The sequence below is a fragment of the Pseudocalidococcus azoricus BACA0444 genome (assembly GCF_031729055.1).
GTDB classification, from domain to species: Bacteria; Cyanobacteriota; Cyanobacteriia; order Thermosynechococcales; family Thermosynechococcaceae; genus Pseudocalidococcus; species Pseudocalidococcus azoricus.
Genome location: NZ_JAVMIP010000027.1, coordinates 18000 through 34874 on the forward strand (window position 1 = coordinate 18000; position 16875 = coordinate 34874).

Genomic DNA, 16875 nt, shown 5'->3' on the forward strand with positions numbered 1-16875 from the left:
CTCATGACTCCCCTATCTGACATTGAAGCCGCAATTCAACAACTCCCTGAAGCTGATGTTCGCCAACTCTCAGTTTGGTTACAAGCCTATTTGGATCAGATTTGGGATCAACAAATTGAGACTGATCTAGTCACCGGTAAATTGGACAGATTGATTGCTCAGGCTGAGGCCAATATTGCAGCTAATCGAGTGAAGGGCCTGGATGAAATTCTACACAACCCCTGAATTTTGGAAAGCCTATGCAGAATTAAATCCAGAAGTTAAGGAGCAGGCGCAAAAAGCCTATCAACTTTGGCAAGGAAATCTCCTTTATCCCTCTTTGCATTTCAAGAAAGTGGGAAGAAATCTCTGGTCTGCCCGTCTAAGTGGTGGTTATCGAGCATTAGCCTTAAAGAAAGGAGATGACTATGAAACCTTGCTGAGTTGAGGGCATTCTCAATTATAACTATAGTTTACTGGGAAAGATTGAATGAATATTGTGATAGGAATTTTAAGATGACAGATAGCAACTCAACGGACGGATTAGAATCCAAAACATTCACTGGAGGGTGTCACTGCCAGGCCATTCGGTTTCAGGTAATAGTGCGAAAATTCCAGGCCGTAGATTGTAATTGTTCAATTTGCAGTAAAAAAGGCTTTTTGCATTTGATTGTCCCACCGGAAGATTTTGAGTTACTCCAGGGAGAAGGGCATCTTGCAACCTATACCTTTAATACCGGCATCGCTAAACACTACTTCTGCAAAACCTGTGGGGTACATTCCTTTTATCGCCCCCGTTCCCACCCCAATGATTACGATGTGAATCTACGCTGTTTAGACAATTGGTGGCAGCCGGAAGTCCAGATCCAGTTTGAAATTAAACCCTTTGATGGTCAAAACTGGGAGCAGCGGGTGGACTCAATTTCCTAAGTCCTGAGTCTAGATTGCTCATTTCCGCTGGGGCAGTCATCCCTTCCCAACAAAGCAAGTTAGGATCAAAAACAATGTGAAATAAAGTGGAGTTCTCCTTGTTTGCTTTGCCACCCGAACAACTGGCCGCCCAATTCCAAACTCTGAGTCAGGCACTCCTGAATGAATTACGGGCCGATGAGCATCTATTTCTGGCCATTCGGGGTGAAAATAGCCAATTTATCCGCTTCAACCAGGCCAAAGTCCGCCAAACCGGAACCGTCAGCGATGCCCAACTGACCCTAACGCTGATCCACAACGAGCGCATGGCCCAGGCCAGCCTCCCTTTTACCAGCCAGCCAGAACTTGACCTGAGCCGGAGTCGCCAGGCCCTGCACCAACTGCGCCAAGAACTGCCCCAACTTCCCCCCGACCCCTACATTGTTTTGCCCCAGAACTTTGGCTCCAGTCGTGACTATCACCCCGGCCAGCTTTTAGAACCAGCAACAGCCGTTACCGCTATTCTTGAGCCAGTCCAAGATTTAGATTTTACGGGCCTTTACGCCGGGGGACTAATTTTTCGGGGCAACAGTAACTCTGCGGGTCAGCACCATTGGTTTGCGACAGAAACCTTCACCCTCGACTATTCCTTGATCACGGCCACAGGTAAAGCCGTGAAAGCGATCCAGGCCGGTTCCCAATGGTCAACAGTCCGCTATCAGGCCCAAATCGCGGCGGCCCGGCCCCAACTGCAAATCCTGGAGCAGCCCGGCAAAACCATTCTCCCTGGTCAATATCGTACCTATCTGGCCCCAGCCGCAACCGCTGAACTCGTAGGGATGTTATCTTGGGGAGCCGTGAGTGAAGCCGCCCTGCGCCAAGGAGAAAGTGCCTTTGCCCCACTGCGGGATGGCAAGCATCTCTCCCCCAAGTTCTCTCTCAGCGAAAACTTCCGACATGGACAAGTCCCCCGTTTCAATGATCAAGGAGAATTTGCCCCTGAAGAGTTACCCATCATTGCATCCGGTCGCCTAGTCAATACCCTAATCAATAGCCGTACCGCCAAAGAATATGGCCTGGATAGTAATGGAGCCGCTGCCAGTGAAGGACTTCGGGCCCCAGAAGTGGGCGCTGGGCAGTTAAATGCCGCAGAAGTTTTAACAAATCTCGACACCGGCCTATATTTGAGCAATTTGCACTATCTCAACTGGAGTGATCGTCCCCAAGGTCGGATCACCGGGATGACTCGTTACGCCTGCTTTTGGGTGGAAGCTGGGGAAATTGTCGCTCCGATTCAAGACTTACGCTTTGATGAAAGTCTTTATAATTGCTTTGGCGAGAACTTAGTTGACCTGACCCAAACCCAAGAGTACATTGCCCATACCGATACCTATGAACATCGGGCTTTAGGGGGAAGTTTAGTACCCGGCCTGTTGGTGGATAACTTTACCTTTACGCTTTAGGGCAGTTGGGGTGAACCGAGCTTATTGATCCTCAACTAGAATCCGTTCCGGTTGCCCCGCCACATGCACCCGAAAGACAATTGCCCGAGCGGCTTGATCGGTTGTGTAGGGAGCATGAATCACCCTGGGCGGAATGACTACTGTTTCCCCAGCCCTCACAATCCGGTTGGGTTTTCCCTCCTCCACATGGACGACCTCCCCTTCAATCACATAGATAAACTCCTCCCCTGGATGATAGTGGCGCGGCAAGCGTGAATTGGGAGGAATAATTACATCGGAAATAATCACCTCTACTCCCTCGGCCATAGCGGTTGGGGCCCGGAGCATTTCATTGGAGCCAGGCTTGAGGCTGTTGGGATAGGTAGCAGAGGGAGTGAGGGCAGTGGTGGGATTGTTATGGGGATGGGCGGTGGCGGGGCGAATACTGATCACAGAACACAGGGTCAGTAAACCCACACCCATTAGCCAAGACTGTTTCATCCTCTCACCCCGAAACAAGATTGTTTTGATGATATAGCATTACCGATTCCAGCCAAATGACGAGTCATGTGGTGCTTAGAGGAAAGTGAGCTAGAGCAGATTATTCCTGCCTACGGGAGGCTAAGTCAAGCGGGTTGTGGTCGAACTTGGCGGGAAATCCCACTGTTGAGATCATCTGCGGTAATAAAGTATTCGGCAAAATTGACAATCTCCTGTTCCCCCTGGAAAAACAGACCTTCCTGTTCTAGGGCAAGTTTCTGAGTTTCGGCTTTGGCGGGATTAGGGGCTGTGATTTGGCCTGGAGCGGCAACCACTCGATACCCAGGAATGACATCTCTTTCTAATTACTCTGTTTGGCTAATTATTCTGTTTGGGTCGTAGTTGGGCTGGAAAATCGACAAAAATTACATCCTCGGCCTGGAGACCTTCAAGGACTTGGGTTTGATCCTCAATGCTAGAGCCAGTGGTAATTGGCCGAAAGACAGGTTTTTGATCGGGCCCAGGCACATAGACTCCCGTTTTCCCCTTTTCAGTGGCAATGGCAACTGTGGGAATCAAGAGGGCATTGGGGAGGGATTGACCGATAAAGACCAGATCTACGTTCATCCCGGAGCGCAGCTTGTCCAGGCCAGTGCGAATCTTGACCCGGACTTGAAAGAACGTCACATTTTGCTCAACTACGGCTTCTGGGGCGACGAGGCGAACGTCCCCGCTAAAGGTTTGATCAGGGAATGCATCAGCGACAATATCCACCGGCATCCCCAACTTGATTTGGCCAATATCCACTTCTGGGACTTGGGCAATTACTTCCAGGCCCTCAGCAATGGCAACAATGGAGGTTGAGGTGGCCGAGGTGGTGGTGGAAGCACTTGTGGTTGGGGTGACAAACGCGCCGGGGGTGGCATATTTTTGGGTAATAATTCCGCTAAAGGGGGCCCGAATCACCGTATCGGCTAACACGACTTTGGCGGCCTCAACCTGGGCTTTAGACGCGGCAACCTGGGCATTGGCTTGGCGAATATCCTCGACCCTGGCCCCTTCCCGGAGCAAATCCAGGCGTTTACGAGCTTCTTGGAGACTGGCAGCGGTGGCATCATTGTCAGCAATTAAGGCATCTAAACTATCGCGACTAATGGCCCCCTCTGCGGCTAGGGTTTGATTGCGTTTTAAGCGTTCTTGGGCCAACTTCATCCGGGCCTGGGCCGCAGTGACTTGGTTTTGGGCCTGAGCAATTTCTTGGCGGCGATTCCCGGCCTGGGTGCGATCTCGGCGGGCTATGGCATCGGCAAGTTGGGCCTGGGCAAGGTCTAATTGGGCCTGGGCATCCCGAGGATCCATCCGAGCAATAATTTCCCCTTTTTTAACCAAATCTCCCTGCTCCACATACAGTTGGGCCAGTTGACCCGAGTTTTTGGGGCTAATATTGACGGTTTGAATGGGCACAACCTTGCCGCTGGCCGTAATCCGTAAGGTCAAATTATCCCCGCGTTGGACAGCAACTGTGTAGGCAGCCAGATCTAATTTGCGACTCGAGTGGCTCACCCATATCCCACCACCGGCTATGATCACCCCAGCCAGGCCCAGCCCCAGCAACCAAGGCAGTGGTCGTTTGACTTTACCTACCCAAGGAATATACATAACCCCTACCTGTTTCACGGGCTAACCCTCCCATTGTAAATTTTCTTTACACTTCTGGAGCCAGTCCCAAGGGAATATTTCTCCTCAGCCATAGAGGTTGTTAGTACCAGAAAGTAGGTTTTCGCCAATGATTCAGGGGGCTGGTAACATTTAGGTTGGAATCAATTCCCCCGGCCGTAAGCGCGACCACCGCCCCGACTCTAGCTGAAAACTGGCACAGCCAACCACATCCCATTCCAATTGAATTTCTTCACCAAAGGTACGGATATTGACGTTAATGGTCGGTTGATCGGGTTCAAAACTTGGTTCATCGGTAAGATGGGGTTGTTGGTGCTGCTCTTCTACGGCGTAATAGGTTGTGCACCGATCCACAAAGGCACAGTTGACACAAATACACATAATCATCCCCTCCAAATAAAGGGTGTCAGGTAGGCGTTGCCTTATCAGGAGACTACTGCCACTCTAGCGAATCTTTCGTAAATCTGTCCCAGGCCTGGGGGGCGTTGATCCAGTTATTTAATAAACTCCTAAAGTCCCTAACTGGAGGCGGCTGTTTCCTGTTCCAGTTCTGCTAATAATTGTTCAAGTTCCCGACTATTAGCGTGATAAACTTCGTTACAAAAATGACAGGTAGCCTCAGCAAAGGTTTCAGTCATGAGGATATCCTTGAGTTCTGCTTCACCGAGGATTTTTAAGGCTCCCAGCATCCGTTCATGGGTACAACCACAGTGAAACCGTAACAGTTGATTTTGCGGCAGAATTTTCAAGTCCAGATCCCCCAACAACTGCTCAAACATTTCCGGGAGAGTTTTGCCCGCTCGCAGCATCGGCGTAAAGCCCTGTAAGGCCGCCACCCGTGATTCCAAGGTTGCAATTAACGCCTCATTCTCCGCGGCCTGGGGCAGAATTTGCAGGAGGATTCCCCCGGCGGCTTCAGTGCCATTTTGCCCGACAAAAACTCCTAGCATCAGGGCAGAGGGTGTTTGTTCAGAGGTTGCTAAATAGTAGGTAACATCATCGCCAATTTCCCCTGAGACTAATTCCACGGTGCTGGAGTAGGGATAGCCGTAGCCAATATCGCGGATGACATAGAGAAAGCCCGAAGCCCCGACTGCACCACCCACATCTAACTTGCCAGATTGATTGGGGGGTAATTCAATCTCTGGGTTTTGGACATAGCCGCGCACCGTGCCATCACAGCCCGCATCTGCAAAGACAATTCCGAGGGGGCCATTGCCTTGAACTCGAATATTAACGCGGGCCTGGGGCTGTTTCATGTTGGAGGCTAACAGTAATCCGGCGGCCATGGTTCTCCCTAGAGCGGCGGTAGCAACATAGGAAAGTTGGTGGCGTTGGCGAGCCTCTTCCGTGAGACGAGTTGTGATCACTCCCACAGCCCGGATTCCTTCAGCAGCAGCAGTGGCACGGATCAGTTGATCGGGCATTGTTACATTCCTTCATATTTCCCTAGGTTTATCTTGGCATTTTTAGCCCCATTTCCCCAGGCCTGGGGGAGGAAGAATCCCTGATCTCGCGTTATCCTCAATATTTGAGCACTTGCCATTGAGTGACTGGAGCTAAGGATCGCCAAGCCAGGTAAGTTCCCAAGGGTTCAGCCCGTTGAATTGCAATCCGCCGCAGAGTTCCCCCCACTTGTTGTTGCCAATGAAAGATCAGTTGCTCGCTGGCTACGGTGACAGCATTGACCACTAATCTGCCCCCTGGTTTTAAGGCCTGCCAAGCAGTTTCTAGCATCCCTGAGATGTGAACTCCCCCGCCAATAAAAATTGCATCGGGTTGTGGGAGGTCAACCAAAATCTCCGGGGCAACTCCAGGGACGATTTTCAGGTTCGGAACGCCTAAGTTGACCGCATTTTCCGCAATCAGTTGCTGGCGTTGGGGGTGTCGTTCAATGGCAATGGCCTGGCAGCGGGGATGCGTCCGTAACCATTCAATGCCAATCGAACCACAACCAGCCCCCACATCCCAAAGGAGTTGGCCGGGTAAAGGAGCTAAGGCGGCTAAGGTCATGGCCCGGACTTCTTGCTTGGTCAGTTGGCCATCATGGCTATAGGCTAGATCTGATAAACCAGCTAAACGGGAATGGGGAACCCCTCCTAATTCAGCCGCTTCAGGAGTCCTTTGACAATGGATACCGATGATATTCAGATTGGCAATTTCCTGCTCTGCCCAGGCCCCGGCTGGAGTTTTGAGGACTTTTTCTTGGGAATGCCCTAAGTTTTCTAAAATGTATAATGTGCTGTCTCCATAGCCCCGTGTTGTTAAGGCTTGAGCAACCTGGCGAGGAGTTTCCCCTGTGGCACTGAGAGCCATGATCTTTGCCCCTGGATATAGGAGGGTGTGCAGCAACTCTAAGGGACGACCACATAAACTCACCACTTCAACATCAGCCCAGGCCCAGCCCAACCGACTACAGGCCAAAGCTAGGGCCGAAACAGCCGGAATAATGGTCATCTCATCCAGGGCAAAACGTTCTAGCAATGGCCCACCAATGCCATAAAAAAGTGGGTCTCCACTGGCTAAAACACAAACCAGTTCACCGCGCCGGGCCGCAATTTGATCGAGGGTGATCGTAATTGGACTATCCCAGGCCAGCTTTGGCCGCAGATCAGAGTTGGGCAGCATCCCCAAATGTCGTTGACCACCAACAATGACCTCCGCTTGATCCAGCAGAAATCGCGCCACCTCTGATAGTCCCGTTAAGCCCTCTGCCCCAACACCCAGCACCGATAACCATTTTTTGTCAGATCCAGATGGCAGTTTTGCCTGTTCCATGCGTTTAACTAGCCCGTCAGGCTATGGGCGGCCGACAATACTGAAGTAAAAGCCATCGGATTGTAGGCTTGATCCCTGGCCGGGCACATTAAAGACTGGGACAGCATAGCCAAACTTAATATCCACGGCTGGAGTCGGTTGATAAATCAGGCCTAAACCAGAGCCTAATAAAACATTATTGGCCACAGGCCCATTGGGATTACTGGGGTTATTCCAGACGATGCCAAAATCTAGCAAGGGAACAAGCTGCAACATGGGGGCATTATCAGCATTGCGAATAATCGGAAACCGCCCTTCGGTGGAGAATTGAAAGCCATTATCCCCAGAGCGAGCATTGGTGGCATAGCCCCGGACTGAGGTTTCCCCGCCAATCACAAACTGGTTAAAGGCTAAGAGGTTGTTGGGTGACAATTGCAAGCTAGAACGGAGAATAACAAAGTTATCATCCCAAAGCTGTTGCACCCGCTGTCCTTGGGCTAACCAACTAAAAAACTGACCACTGGGAATGGCCCCCGGATTGTCCGTTGCGTCAAAAATTGGCAACCCAAAGTTAAGCTGTGAGCGCAAGACCCAGGCCCCGGAGTTATCTCGATGCACATAATCTTGGCTAAAATCCACAACGCTGGTGCGACTATAACCATTCGCGTCCGGGCCAATCCCAAAGGGAAAGGGTGTGTTGTTAAACAAAAACGTCTGCCCACTTTGCTGAGTAAACCCCACGGATAGGGCCAGTTCTTGGCGAATGGAGCGAATAATGGGTTGTCGGAAATTGATTTGATAGACATTAGAGGTGGAGCGAATCCCTAAGTCTTGGCCAACGGCTTGGGTAATCCGGCTGTCCCCCTGCACGGTGCGGATAGAAAATGTCCCATTGAGAGCATTGACGGGAATACTGTAGCCAAATTCATAGGTATTGGACGCGCCCCAATCAAATTCGCCCAAGTTAACCCCAACCGCATAGGAGCCATAGATCGTATCCCCTACCCCTGAAAGATTCTGATAGGAAAAATTAAGGAACCCCCGTTCTGGGGCGATGGCTGGGGGGGTATTGGTATCCATTCCCAACAGACCATTGGGCCGGCGGGCCTGGTCAACGCGCACGGCTAAAATACTGGCTCCCTCTGTGGTTCCCGGCTGTAAGCTGGCCGAAACATTCTTAAACAACGGATCAACTTTGAGTAAGCGTAACTGCTCTTCTAAGGCATTGCCATTGAGGGGAACACCTGCACCTAACTGAATCCGACTCGTGATGTAAGTTTTCAGTAAGCCCTCGTTACCCGTAACGCTAATTTCCTCAAGCCGCCCTTCAATGACCCGAATCGTGACCACCCCACCGGCAATGGTCTGTTCGCCTAAAACGGCCCGAGAGGTGAGATAGCCCCCATCTAAGTAGAGTTGGGTAATCGCGTCCGCAGCCCCTTGTAACTCTTGTAGGCTGACTGTTCGGTTCAAGAGGGGAGCAGTAATCGGATCAAACTGGGCTGGGCCAAAAATTGTGCTGCCAACCACGTTAATTTTGGCAACTGGAATTTGCGGTTGGCTGGGGAGGGCAGGGGGAGGGGAGGGGGCTGGCGGCGTAACGAGAGGTTCCGTTGGCTGCGGGGGTAAGGGGGGGACAATTGGTAGAGGGGGCTGGATTTGTTGTTGGGTGGGATTGACTGGGGCAGTTTGGCCGAGGACTCGCGCCGCGGTCAAGCAACTGGCTGCGGTACTAATACTCAGCAGTAACATGAGATAAGGCGCTGTTTTATTCATAAATCTTAATCACCCACCACACCCTAAAAATAATTGAGCTTAATTCAAACCAAACAACCGATCTCAGCACCTAGGTTACACATCAGTAATAACTTATCAAAGTAGCTAATTCCATAGCCCTTCAAAAGTGATCCAGGCCTGGGATTGGGTGAGGGTGATGAGGGCTGAGATGACCAGATAACTACTTAATCGCAGCCAAGTGCAGAAAAATTCATCAAATTTAGGGTGATTTTAGTCTGCGGGGGGGGGCGAAAACAAGGGGAGATGCCATAAGCTACAGTGGTGATACACAGATTATTTCAAAAGAGTAGAAACTCTGAAACTATTGCCTATTGATATATCTGTGTTTTATATATGTCTAATCTTTAGAGTGTAAAATCATTGTGGTTTGCCCTCGGCCTGGAATAGCCAGGAGCCGCTCGGAAACCCTGGCCATTAGACTGGAAGTAGGCGAAGGACATTGATTCAGGCGCACGCGTCGGGGTGAGTATGGGTAAAAGCTGGCAGGTAGGGCAGTTATTTGGAATTCCGCTATTTCTGGATAGCTCTTGGTTTCTGGTGGTGGGTCTGTTTACGTTCCTGAATGGCTCAGATTGGCAGCGGGAATATCCAGCTTGGGGGGCCTGGGCCTGGGCAGCGGGATTTGCGATGGCGATCCTGTTGTTTACCTCAGTCTTACTCCATGAGCTTGGCCATAGTTTGGTGGCTCGCTCCCAAGGTATTCAAGTTAACCGGATTACTTTGTTTTTATTTGGCGGGATTGCGGCCATTGAGAGTGAGTCATCCACACCCGGCCAAGCCTTTCAAGTGGCTATCGCTGGGCCCCTCGTTAGCTTTACCCTGGCAGCCATTTTGTTTAGTTTAACGATGGTCTTTCCAATGGATACCCCTGGACAAGTTTTGGCGAGTAATTTGAGTGGCATCAATTTAGTTTTGGGTATTTTTAATCTGTTACCCGGTTTACCCCTGGATGGTGGCCAAGTGCTCAAGGCAGCAGTTTGGAAGGCTACGGGCAATCGGTTTCAAGGGGTTCGCTGGGCAGCGCGCTCAGGCCAGGTGCTGGGATGGACTGGGATTATCCTAGGGACGGCAAGTTTAGCCCTACTGGGGGTGGGGAATGGCCTGTGGTTGGCCCTTTTAGGCTGGTTTGGGATTCGGAATGCGTCTCTCTATAATCGGATGACCAACATTCAAGAGGCACTCTTAACCGTCACCGCAGCCCAGGCCCTATCCCGCGACTTTCGAGTTGTGGAAGCCACCCTGTCTTTACGGGAATTTGCCGAGCGGTATTTATTATTAGCAGACCAACAACCCACGGCTTACTTTTCGGCTAGTGAGGGACGTTATCGAGGACAAGTCGATCCCAGTCTTCTCAGTCCAATCGAGCGGAGCCAGTGGGATCAATTAACCGTCATGGCCCTAACCACTGCCTTGGATGATGTACCGACCTGCGCTGAATCTAACTCCCTGGCAGAAATTATTGTCCAATTAGAAACCCAGGCCTGCCGGTATGTGACGGTTCTATCCCCTGCTGGATCCGTAGCCGGAGTGATTGATCGGGGTGATATTTTCCAGGCCCTCGCTCAATCTCTAAACTGGGTTGTCATGGCTCCGGACTTGAAACAAATTAAGCAAAGTCATCAATATCCTCCCAGCCTGCAACTGCGTAAACTGGCCGAAACTGCCCTGCAAAACCAAGTACCAGCCCATCTAGACGCAAAAGACCCAGCCCCAATCCCAGAGCCACCTCTAACCAAGGTCTAGGGAGTGAGGAATATCCCGTTACTCATTGAGGGCTTTTATTGGGACAAGTCAGGAGATGGTTTATGGGCAGTCCTTTTAAGAGTTCTACTCCCTCAGAACAGTCTGCGTAACGCTATATATGATCAGCCGGCTCAGTTTGATTCACCAGGCCTATGAATTTAGCCCAAGTGGCTGGCAACCAAACATCCTTAGCCAACGGGATTGAGGTAAGAGTATTGATCATTGTGTTTAACCAGATTGCTCTTGAATTTCAAACAACTTTTAAACAACTTCTGTAGTCACTTCCGTTGTTGTTGCAGGCATTTGGGGCTGGAATTGGAACAGAGAGTAGACCACATTACGGCGAATCATGATCATCATGTCGAGGAAAATTTCATAGCCTTCTCGTTTATATTCCACCAGGGGATCCTCTTGACCATAGCCGCGCAGGCCCACCGACTCCCGTAGAGCATCCATTTGTTGGAGATGTTCCCGCCAGAGGGTATCAATTTGTTGGAGGATAAAGAACCGCTCGGCCTGGCGCATTAACCCGGCCTGGATTTGATCAATTTCCGCTTCCTTACGTTCATAGGCCGTGCGAACTTGTTCATGGAGAAACAGTTGCATTTCGGCCACGCTGAGATTAGCCAGATGTTCCGGTTCTAAATCTGCAAGTAAATAGACAAATTCCTGGACTTTACTGACCAAACTGGCTAAGTCCCATTCCTCCGCCGGGAGTTCTGGGTTGACGTAGGCGACGACAATATCATCCATTGTTTTTTCGGCATACTCAAGGACGCGATCCTTCAGGTCTTCCCCTTCCAAAACCCGCCGCCGTTCCGCATAAATCGCCCGCCGTTGGTTGTTCATCACCTCGTCATACTCGAACACCTGTTTGCGGATGTCGTAGTAGTAGGTTTCCACTTTCTTCTGGGCGTTTTCCAAGCTACCGGTCAAGATTCGCGACTCAATCGGCATATCCTCTTCGACGCGGAAGGCATTCATCAACGAGGCCACCCGATCACCGCCAAAAATCCGCAGTAGGTTGTCTTCTAGGCTGAGGAAAAACCGTGTGGAGCCGGGATCCCCTTGTCGTCCGGCCCGCCCCCGTAACTGGTTATCAATCCGGCGGGATTCATGACGTTCTGTGCCGATCACGTGTAAGCCCCCCAATTCCACCACCTCTTGATGTTCGCGGCCGGTAAAGGCTTCGTATTCGTGGCGGATCAGGTTATAGGCTTCCCGCAGTTTTTGGATCACGGGGTCTTGGGTCGGGGCTTTTTCGGCGGCTACGGCTAACAGATCCTCGGCCTGGAGTTCAGGCAGACTGCGCTCACCATATTGTTTAACGGCAAAATCTACGGCAGATCGAAGTAAGGTTTCGGCATCTTTGGAAATTTCGGTCGGAAAAATCTCAGTGGAGACTTTCCAGGATTTTTGTTTCACCTCTTGGCCAAAGCCTTGTCCACCTTGGCGATGGTTCCCCATCAAACTGAGGAGGGACATGGGATCATCACTTTCGGGCATGACAATTCGGGGCATGAAAAATTCCCGCACCTTGAGCCGGGCCATGTATTCGGCATTGCCGCCCAAAATAATGTCCGTTCCCCGCCCCGCCATATTGGTGGAAATGGTTACCGCACCTTTACGACCGGCCTGGGCAATAATTTCTGATTCCCGCTCGACATTTTCCGGTTTGGCGTTTAAGAGGTTGTGGGGAATACCCTGCTGTTGGAGGAGGACGGAGAGGATTTCGGATTTTTCCACGCTGGTTGTACCCACCAGTACCGGCCGGCCAGCAATATGCATCTCCGCACATTCTTGGGCTACCGCCTGCCACTTGGCCATTTCTGTTTTATAGACCACATCGGAAATATCCCGGCGGCTACTAGTGCGATTGGTGGGAACAACGGTGACTTCGAGTTTATAGATTTTTTCCAGTTCTGCTTCTTCGGTTTTGGCCGTGCCGGTCATGCCGCCGAGTTTCGGATAGAGCAAGAACAGGTTTTGGTAGGTAATGGTGGCTAAGGTTTGGGATTCATTTTGGATTTCGACTCGCTCTTTGGCCTCAATGGCCTGGTGTAACCCGTCACTCCAGCGCCGGCCTGGCATTACCCGTCCGGTAAATTCATCCACAATGACAATTTCTTCACCGCGAATGATATAGTTCACATCTTTAATGAACAGTTCTTTGGCTTTGATGGCGTTGAAAATGTAGTGGGCCCAGGGGTCTTCGGGATCGAAGAGATCTTCGACACCGAGAAGTTTTTCCGCTTGAATAAAGCCTTCATCGGTCATCAGGACGTTGCGAGCTTTTTCATCTACTTCGTAGTGGTCTTCAGCATTGAGGGATCGGGCAATATCGGCGGCCTGCAAATACTTTTCCGTGGGGCGTTCCACTTGACCGGAAATGATTAAGGGGGTGCGGGCTTCGTCAATCAGAACCGAGTCCACTTCGTCAATCACACAATAGTGAAATGGCCGCTGGACGACTTCTGCCATTGAGGTGGCCATGTTGTCTCGCAAATAGTCAAAACCAATTTCGCTGTTGGTGGCATAGGTGATATCGCAGGCATAGCTTTTTTGGCGTTCTTGGGGCGGCATTTGCTGTTGAATCAGGCCCACTGTTAGCCCCAAAAACCGATGGACTTGCCCCATCCATTCCGCATCTCGGCGGGCCAAGTAATCATTGACGGTGATGATGTGAACCCCTTTCCCGGTGAGCGCGTTGAGATAGGCTGGCAGGGTTGAGACGAGGGTTTTGCCTTCCCCGGTTTTCATCTCAGCAATTTGGCCATCGTGGAGAATCATGCCGCCAATTAGCTGCACATCAAAGTGACGCAATCCTAAGACCCGACGCGAGGCTTCTCTAACAACGGCAAAAGCTTCGGGTAAGAGATCATCCAGGGTTTCCCCTTTTTCTAGACGTTGCTTAAATTCACTGGTCTTGGCCTGGAGTTCGGCATCACTGAGGGGTTGGATGTCTTCTTCGAGGAGGTTGATGTCACTCACCAAGGGTTGATATTTTTTTAGCTTGCGTTGGTTTGGATCCCCAAAAATTGCTTTCAACATGGCTTAGACATGACAACAATGCGACTCCTTTTAATCCTACAGTGGTTTGCTCTAGGGCGGGGCCTGGATGTTTCTAGGGATGAGTTATCGGGATGGGCCCGTTAGTCTAGCCAACCTAGATCGGTTTCTGAGGGGCTTGTGGGGGACTTTTGGGGTGTGGGAATGTAGTTGACTAGGGGTTTCCAGCCAATATCTTCAAAACGATAGGGGCGAGTCAGGGGGGGCGGTAAGAGGGGGGCTGAGGCAGTTGGGCTGGCCTGGGCCGCAGTCAGAAATTCGGCAAGGTTGATTATCTGGCCAGGAGATTTTGGGGAGTGGGGAGACATAGGCAAGCAGGGGCAATGGGTCGCAAGTCAGGAATCTTTAAGGTAGTTTTATTGTCTCTTTTCTGGTCAGGTCATTGGGGTCTCTCAGGGGGCGGCAGAGGGGCCGTGGAGATTACAAATAATGAAGTTTCTTGAAGAGATGGTATCGAGATCGCCTAGCCTAACCCTAACTTCCCTAGAATATCTCCTTGAGACCTTTGCCCAATTGCAGAGGCTTTGACCGTCTGAGGAAATAATAACTATGGCCGAAGAATTAGTTAAGCCTTATGGGGGGGATCCCTTTGCGGGGCATTTATCCACACCCATTTCGGATTCCAGCTTTACCAAAACGTTTATTGGCAATTTGCCCATCTATCGTCCAGGCCTGTCGCCCATTTTGCGCGGTTTGGAAGTGGGAATGGCGCACGGTTATTTCTTAATTGGCCCTTGGGTAAAACTTGGCCCCTTACGGGATTCGGATGTAGCCAATTTAGGCGGTTTGATCTCTGGCATTGCCTTGATCCTGCTAGCAACGGCTTGTATGGCGGCCTATGGCCTGGCTTCGTTTCAAAAACCATCCTCCGATGCTCTGAAATCCAGTGAAGGGTGGAGTCAATTAACGGCTGGCTTTTTTGTTGGCGCAATGGGCGGTGCTTTTGTTGCCTTTTTCTTGCTGGAAAACTTCTCAGTCGTTGACGGGATTATGACGGGATTTTTCAACTAGTTTACTGTTTACTCACAAAAGATAAGGAGATTAACCCATGAGTGGTGATTACGCGGCTTCGTTTTTACCTTGGATTTTTATTCCAGTTGTCTGCTGGTTAATGCCCGTAGTTGTGATGGGGTTGTTGTTTCTTTATATTGAGCAGGATGCCTAGATTTAGGTGGGTTTTGATCCTGAATCTTCGCTGATTGAATGCGCTCTCAAGGGTTCGGATAAGGCGGATTTATGAGGGTTTTATTTCTTGATCCCTTGCCTGTTATTGGGTGAGGGATTTTCTGTTGTTTAGGAGTGGAAAATTTTTCTAGGTTAGGCTGTAGGAATGGGGACTAATTAGTGTAGATTAGAGTGGGCAAGAACTAGGAGGAATCCATGCGCCAAGTTAACTTCTTCATGATTTTTGTCATTGCCTTGGCATTGGTTTTATTTAGTATCCAAAATACCCAACCCGTGTCTATTAAGTTGGTAGAAGGCATTAGTATCCAGGCCCCCTTGTGCATTGAGCTAATTGTTGCGATTGGTTTTGGGGCGGTGATGGCCTGGGTGTTTAGTGTTTGGACGCAGGTGCAGCGGATTATTACGGTTCGGCGGGAAATGGGAAATCGAGAAGAGCAGATTGCCAACTTGGAAGAAGATCTAGAGCGGTATAAGGCGGCATTGGAAGAACAACGTCTGCTGCCCAGTACAACCTCCGCTTCCTTGGAGAGTTAATTCCTGAGGTTCGTTGATTGCAGTTGGGGGCGGGGATGGGTCTAGAGATTGAACGCAAGTTTTTAGTCCAAGGCCTGGCCTGGCGGGAGATTGCTGAACCGGGTGTTGCCTATGCCCAAGGGTATTTAACTCGAGAAGTGGGGCGGTCGGTGCGGGTACGGGTGGCGGGTGATCAGGGCTTTCTGACCATTAAATCGGCAACCATAGGGATTAGTCGCCAGGAGTATGAATATTGGATTCCGGTGGATGAGGCCTGGGAGTTACTTAAAAATCTTTGCTATCAACCTTTAATTGAGAAAACTCGGTATCGGATTCCCCAGTCCCCCTTGGTGTGGGAGGTGGATGAATTCGGCGGGGATAATGCTGGCCTGGTTTTAGCAGAGGTGGAGTTAAGTCATTCAGATCAAGAGTTAATATTACCCGATTGGATTGGCCAGGAAGTAAGTCAGGATCATCGCTACTTTAATTCTTATCTCAATCAGCACCCCTATCAGCAATGGGAATCTTAGGTAAACCTAGGGAATTAGGGACATCTCGGCAGAATTTGGGGTTAAGGCTAACTGTTCAATTTTCTCGATACCCCCATGGGAGATTAAATAGGTGAGGACTTGCTCGGCGGTCATGAGTCGCTTGAGAACCACCTGGCCAATTCCCTGTTGCCCCGAATGATTAACCAGGCCTGGCCCCGGTTTGACCTCCACCATCAAGACCGCCTCTTCAACTTGGTACAGACATAGCCGTTCATCCTGCTCAATGACCACTAGGGCCGTTTGCTCAATCAGGGGTTGCCGCCGCCAGACTGCTAAATTCCAAATCCCCGCCGGTTCCCACACCCGTCCCACTTCCCAGCCTTCGGATAAGAAAAAGTACTTCATTGACAACCTTGGGCAAACAGCGTCATCGGCTAACCTCACATGGGTATTTTAGCTTTGGTTTCGTCACAAACGGCATTGAAAATCAGGAAGAAAGCTTAAGATATAGTAAACAGTAATGATTCGTGAGAATAGCCCAGAATTATCTATCCCTGCAAAGTTTTGGTTTCATCCTAGGCTCAACGAGGGGGGATTCTTTACCAAGGCTTCTAATGATCAGTTATTCTCACAAATAAAGACGGACTGCTATAGCAAACAGCAGTTGCTCATGAGAATATACCATACATATTAAGCTGAATAGAACGTAAAAGAAAGTGATCAATAAACAATTGAAATAACCACTTTACAGCTTTAAACGTTTGGTAGAACCCTAAAGGTAATGATAGCCTTGGAAAAATCAAAGCTGAAGTCATTTGCATCCTTAATCTATG

Annotated in this window: 19 protein-coding genes; 9 read left to right on the plus strand and 10 right to left on the minus strand. The window is 50.2% G+C overall.

The window, feature by feature from the left end; all coding sequences use genetic code 11:
* Positions 1-3 precede the first annotated feature (3 nt).
* From RIF25_RS16210 to RIF25_RS16225, 4 genes are all read left to right on the plus strand, one after another.
* On the plus strand, positions 4-225 hold the full coding sequence (locus tag RIF25_RS16210; protein ID WP_322879560.1) for a hypothetical protein: 222 nt from the start codon (positions 4-6) through the stop codon (positions 223-225).
* Complete coding sequence (locus tag RIF25_RS16215) at positions 203-427, plus strand: hypothetical protein (protein ID WP_322879561.1); 225 nt, start codon at positions 203-205, stop codon at positions 425-427. Before RIF25_RS16210 ends, RIF25_RS16215 begins: the two co-directional genes overlap by 23 nt.
* Before the next feature lie 68 nt (positions 428-495).
* A complete protein-coding gene (locus RIF25_RS16220) occupies positions 496-909 on the plus strand; it encodes a GFA family protein (RefSeq protein WP_322879562.1) in 414 nt (137 codons plus the stop codon).
* 98 nt (positions 910-1007) lie between these two features.
* On the plus strand, positions 1008-2351 hold the full coding sequence (locus RIF25_RS16225; protein WP_322879563.1) for a TldD/PmbA family protein: 1344 nt from the start codon (positions 1008-1010) through the stop codon (positions 2349-2351).
* A gap of 21 nt (positions 2352-2372) precedes the next feature.
* Here the strand turns inward: RIF25_RS16225 and RIF25_RS16230 are convergent, their stop codons facing one another.
* From RIF25_RS16230 to RIF25_RS16260, 7 genes are all read right to left on the minus strand, one after another.
* On the minus strand, positions 2373-2831 hold the full coding sequence (locus RIF25_RS16230; protein WP_322879564.1) for a cupin domain-containing protein: 459 nt from the start codon (positions 2829-2831) through the stop codon (positions 2373-2375).
* A 125-nt stretch (positions 2832-2956) separates the two neighbouring features.
* Positions 2957-3145 carry a hypothetical protein gene (locus RIF25_RS16235; protein ID WP_322879565.1) on the minus strand — a complete coding sequence of 63 codons (189 nt, stop codon included), beginning with the start codon at positions 3143-3145 and terminating at the stop codon, positions 2957-2959.
* 43 nt (positions 3146-3188) lie between these two features.
* Positions 3189-4469 carry an efflux RND transporter periplasmic adaptor subunit gene (locus RIF25_RS16240; RefSeq protein WP_407682465.1) on the minus strand — a complete coding sequence of 427 codons (1281 nt, stop codon included), beginning with the start codon at positions 4467-4469 and terminating at the stop codon, positions 3189-3191.
* Positions 4470-4619: 150 nt separating this feature from the next.
* Positions 4620-4868, minus strand: coding sequence for a Ycf34 family protein (locus RIF25_RS16245; protein ID WP_322879567.1), 249 nt, complete (start codon positions 4866-4868; stop codon positions 4620-4622).
* 137 nt (positions 4869-5005) lie between these two features.
* Positions 5006-5914, minus strand: coding sequence for an Hsp33 family molecular chaperone HslO (gene hslO / locus RIF25_RS16250; protein ID WP_322879568.1), 909 nt, complete (start codon positions 5912-5914; stop codon positions 5006-5008).
* A gap of 97 nt (positions 5915-6011) precedes the next feature.
* Positions 6012-7265, minus strand: a complete 1254-nt coding sequence (cbiE, locus tag RIF25_RS16255; protein WP_322879569.1) for a precorrin-6y C5,15-methyltransferase (decarboxylating) subunit CbiE — start codon at positions 7263-7265, stop codon at positions 6012-6014.
* A 21-nt stretch (positions 7266-7286) separates the two neighbouring features.
* Positions 7287-9020: a ShlB/FhaC/HecB family hemolysin secretion/activation protein gene (locus RIF25_RS16260; RefSeq protein ID WP_322879570.1), complete on the minus strand. Its 1734-nt coding sequence runs from the start codon at positions 9018-9020 to the stop codon at positions 7287-7289.
* A gap of 489 nt (positions 9021-9509) precedes the next feature.
* Here RIF25_RS16260 and RIF25_RS16265 point away from each other — a divergent pair, with 489 nt between their 5' ends.
* Positions 9510-10784: a site-2 protease family protein gene (locus RIF25_RS16265; protein ID WP_322879577.1), complete on the plus strand. Its 1275-nt coding sequence runs from the start codon at positions 9510-9512 to the stop codon at positions 10782-10784.
* 261 nt (positions 10785-11045) lie between these two features.
* On the opposite strand, the gene secA is transcribed toward RIF25_RS16265, so the two are convergent.
* Positions 11046-13835, minus strand: coding sequence for a preprotein translocase subunit SecA (gene secA, locus RIF25_RS16270; RefSeq protein ID WP_322879571.1), 2790 nt, complete (start codon positions 13833-13835; stop codon positions 11046-11048).
* A 101-nt stretch (positions 13836-13936) separates the two neighbouring features.
* On the minus strand, positions 13937-14161 hold the full coding sequence (locus tag RIF25_RS16275) for a hypothetical protein (RefSeq protein ID WP_322879572.1): 225 nt from the start codon (positions 14159-14161) through the stop codon (positions 13937-13939).
* Between the two features lie 241 nt (positions 14162-14402).
* Between RIF25_RS16275 and RIF25_RS16280 the strand changes: the two genes are divergently transcribed.
* The 4 genes from RIF25_RS16280 (at position 14403) to RIF25_RS16295 (ending at position 16081) form a co-directional block, all read left to right on the plus strand.
* Positions 14403-14864, plus strand: coding sequence for a photosystem I reaction center protein subunit XI (locus tag RIF25_RS16280; RefSeq protein ID WP_015125220.1), 462 nt, complete (start codon positions 14403-14405; stop codon positions 14862-14864).
* A 37-nt stretch (positions 14865-14901) separates the two neighbouring features.
* Positions 14902-15018 (plus strand): photosystem I reaction center subunit VIII, encoded by a 117-nt coding sequence (locus RIF25_RS16285; protein ID WP_015125219.1) that lies wholly within the window; start codon positions 14902-14904, stop codon positions 15016-15018.
* Between the two features lie 215 nt (positions 15019-15233).
* Entirely contained in the window at positions 15234-15572 is a 339-nt protein-coding gene (locus RIF25_RS16290; protein ID WP_322879573.1) for a LapA family protein, read from the plus strand.
* Between the two features lie 35 nt (positions 15573-15607).
* Entirely contained in the window at positions 15608-16081 is a 474-nt protein-coding gene (locus RIF25_RS16295) for a CYTH domain-containing protein (protein ID WP_322879574.1), read from the plus strand.
* A 6-nt stretch (positions 16082-16087) separates the two neighbouring features.
* Here the strand turns inward: RIF25_RS16295 and RIF25_RS16300 are convergent, their stop codons facing one another.
* On the minus strand, positions 16088-16447 hold the full coding sequence (locus tag RIF25_RS16300) for a hypothetical protein (protein ID WP_322879575.1): 360 nt from the start codon (positions 16445-16447) through the stop codon (positions 16088-16090).
* Between the last annotated feature and the right edge of the window lie 428 nt (positions 16448-16875).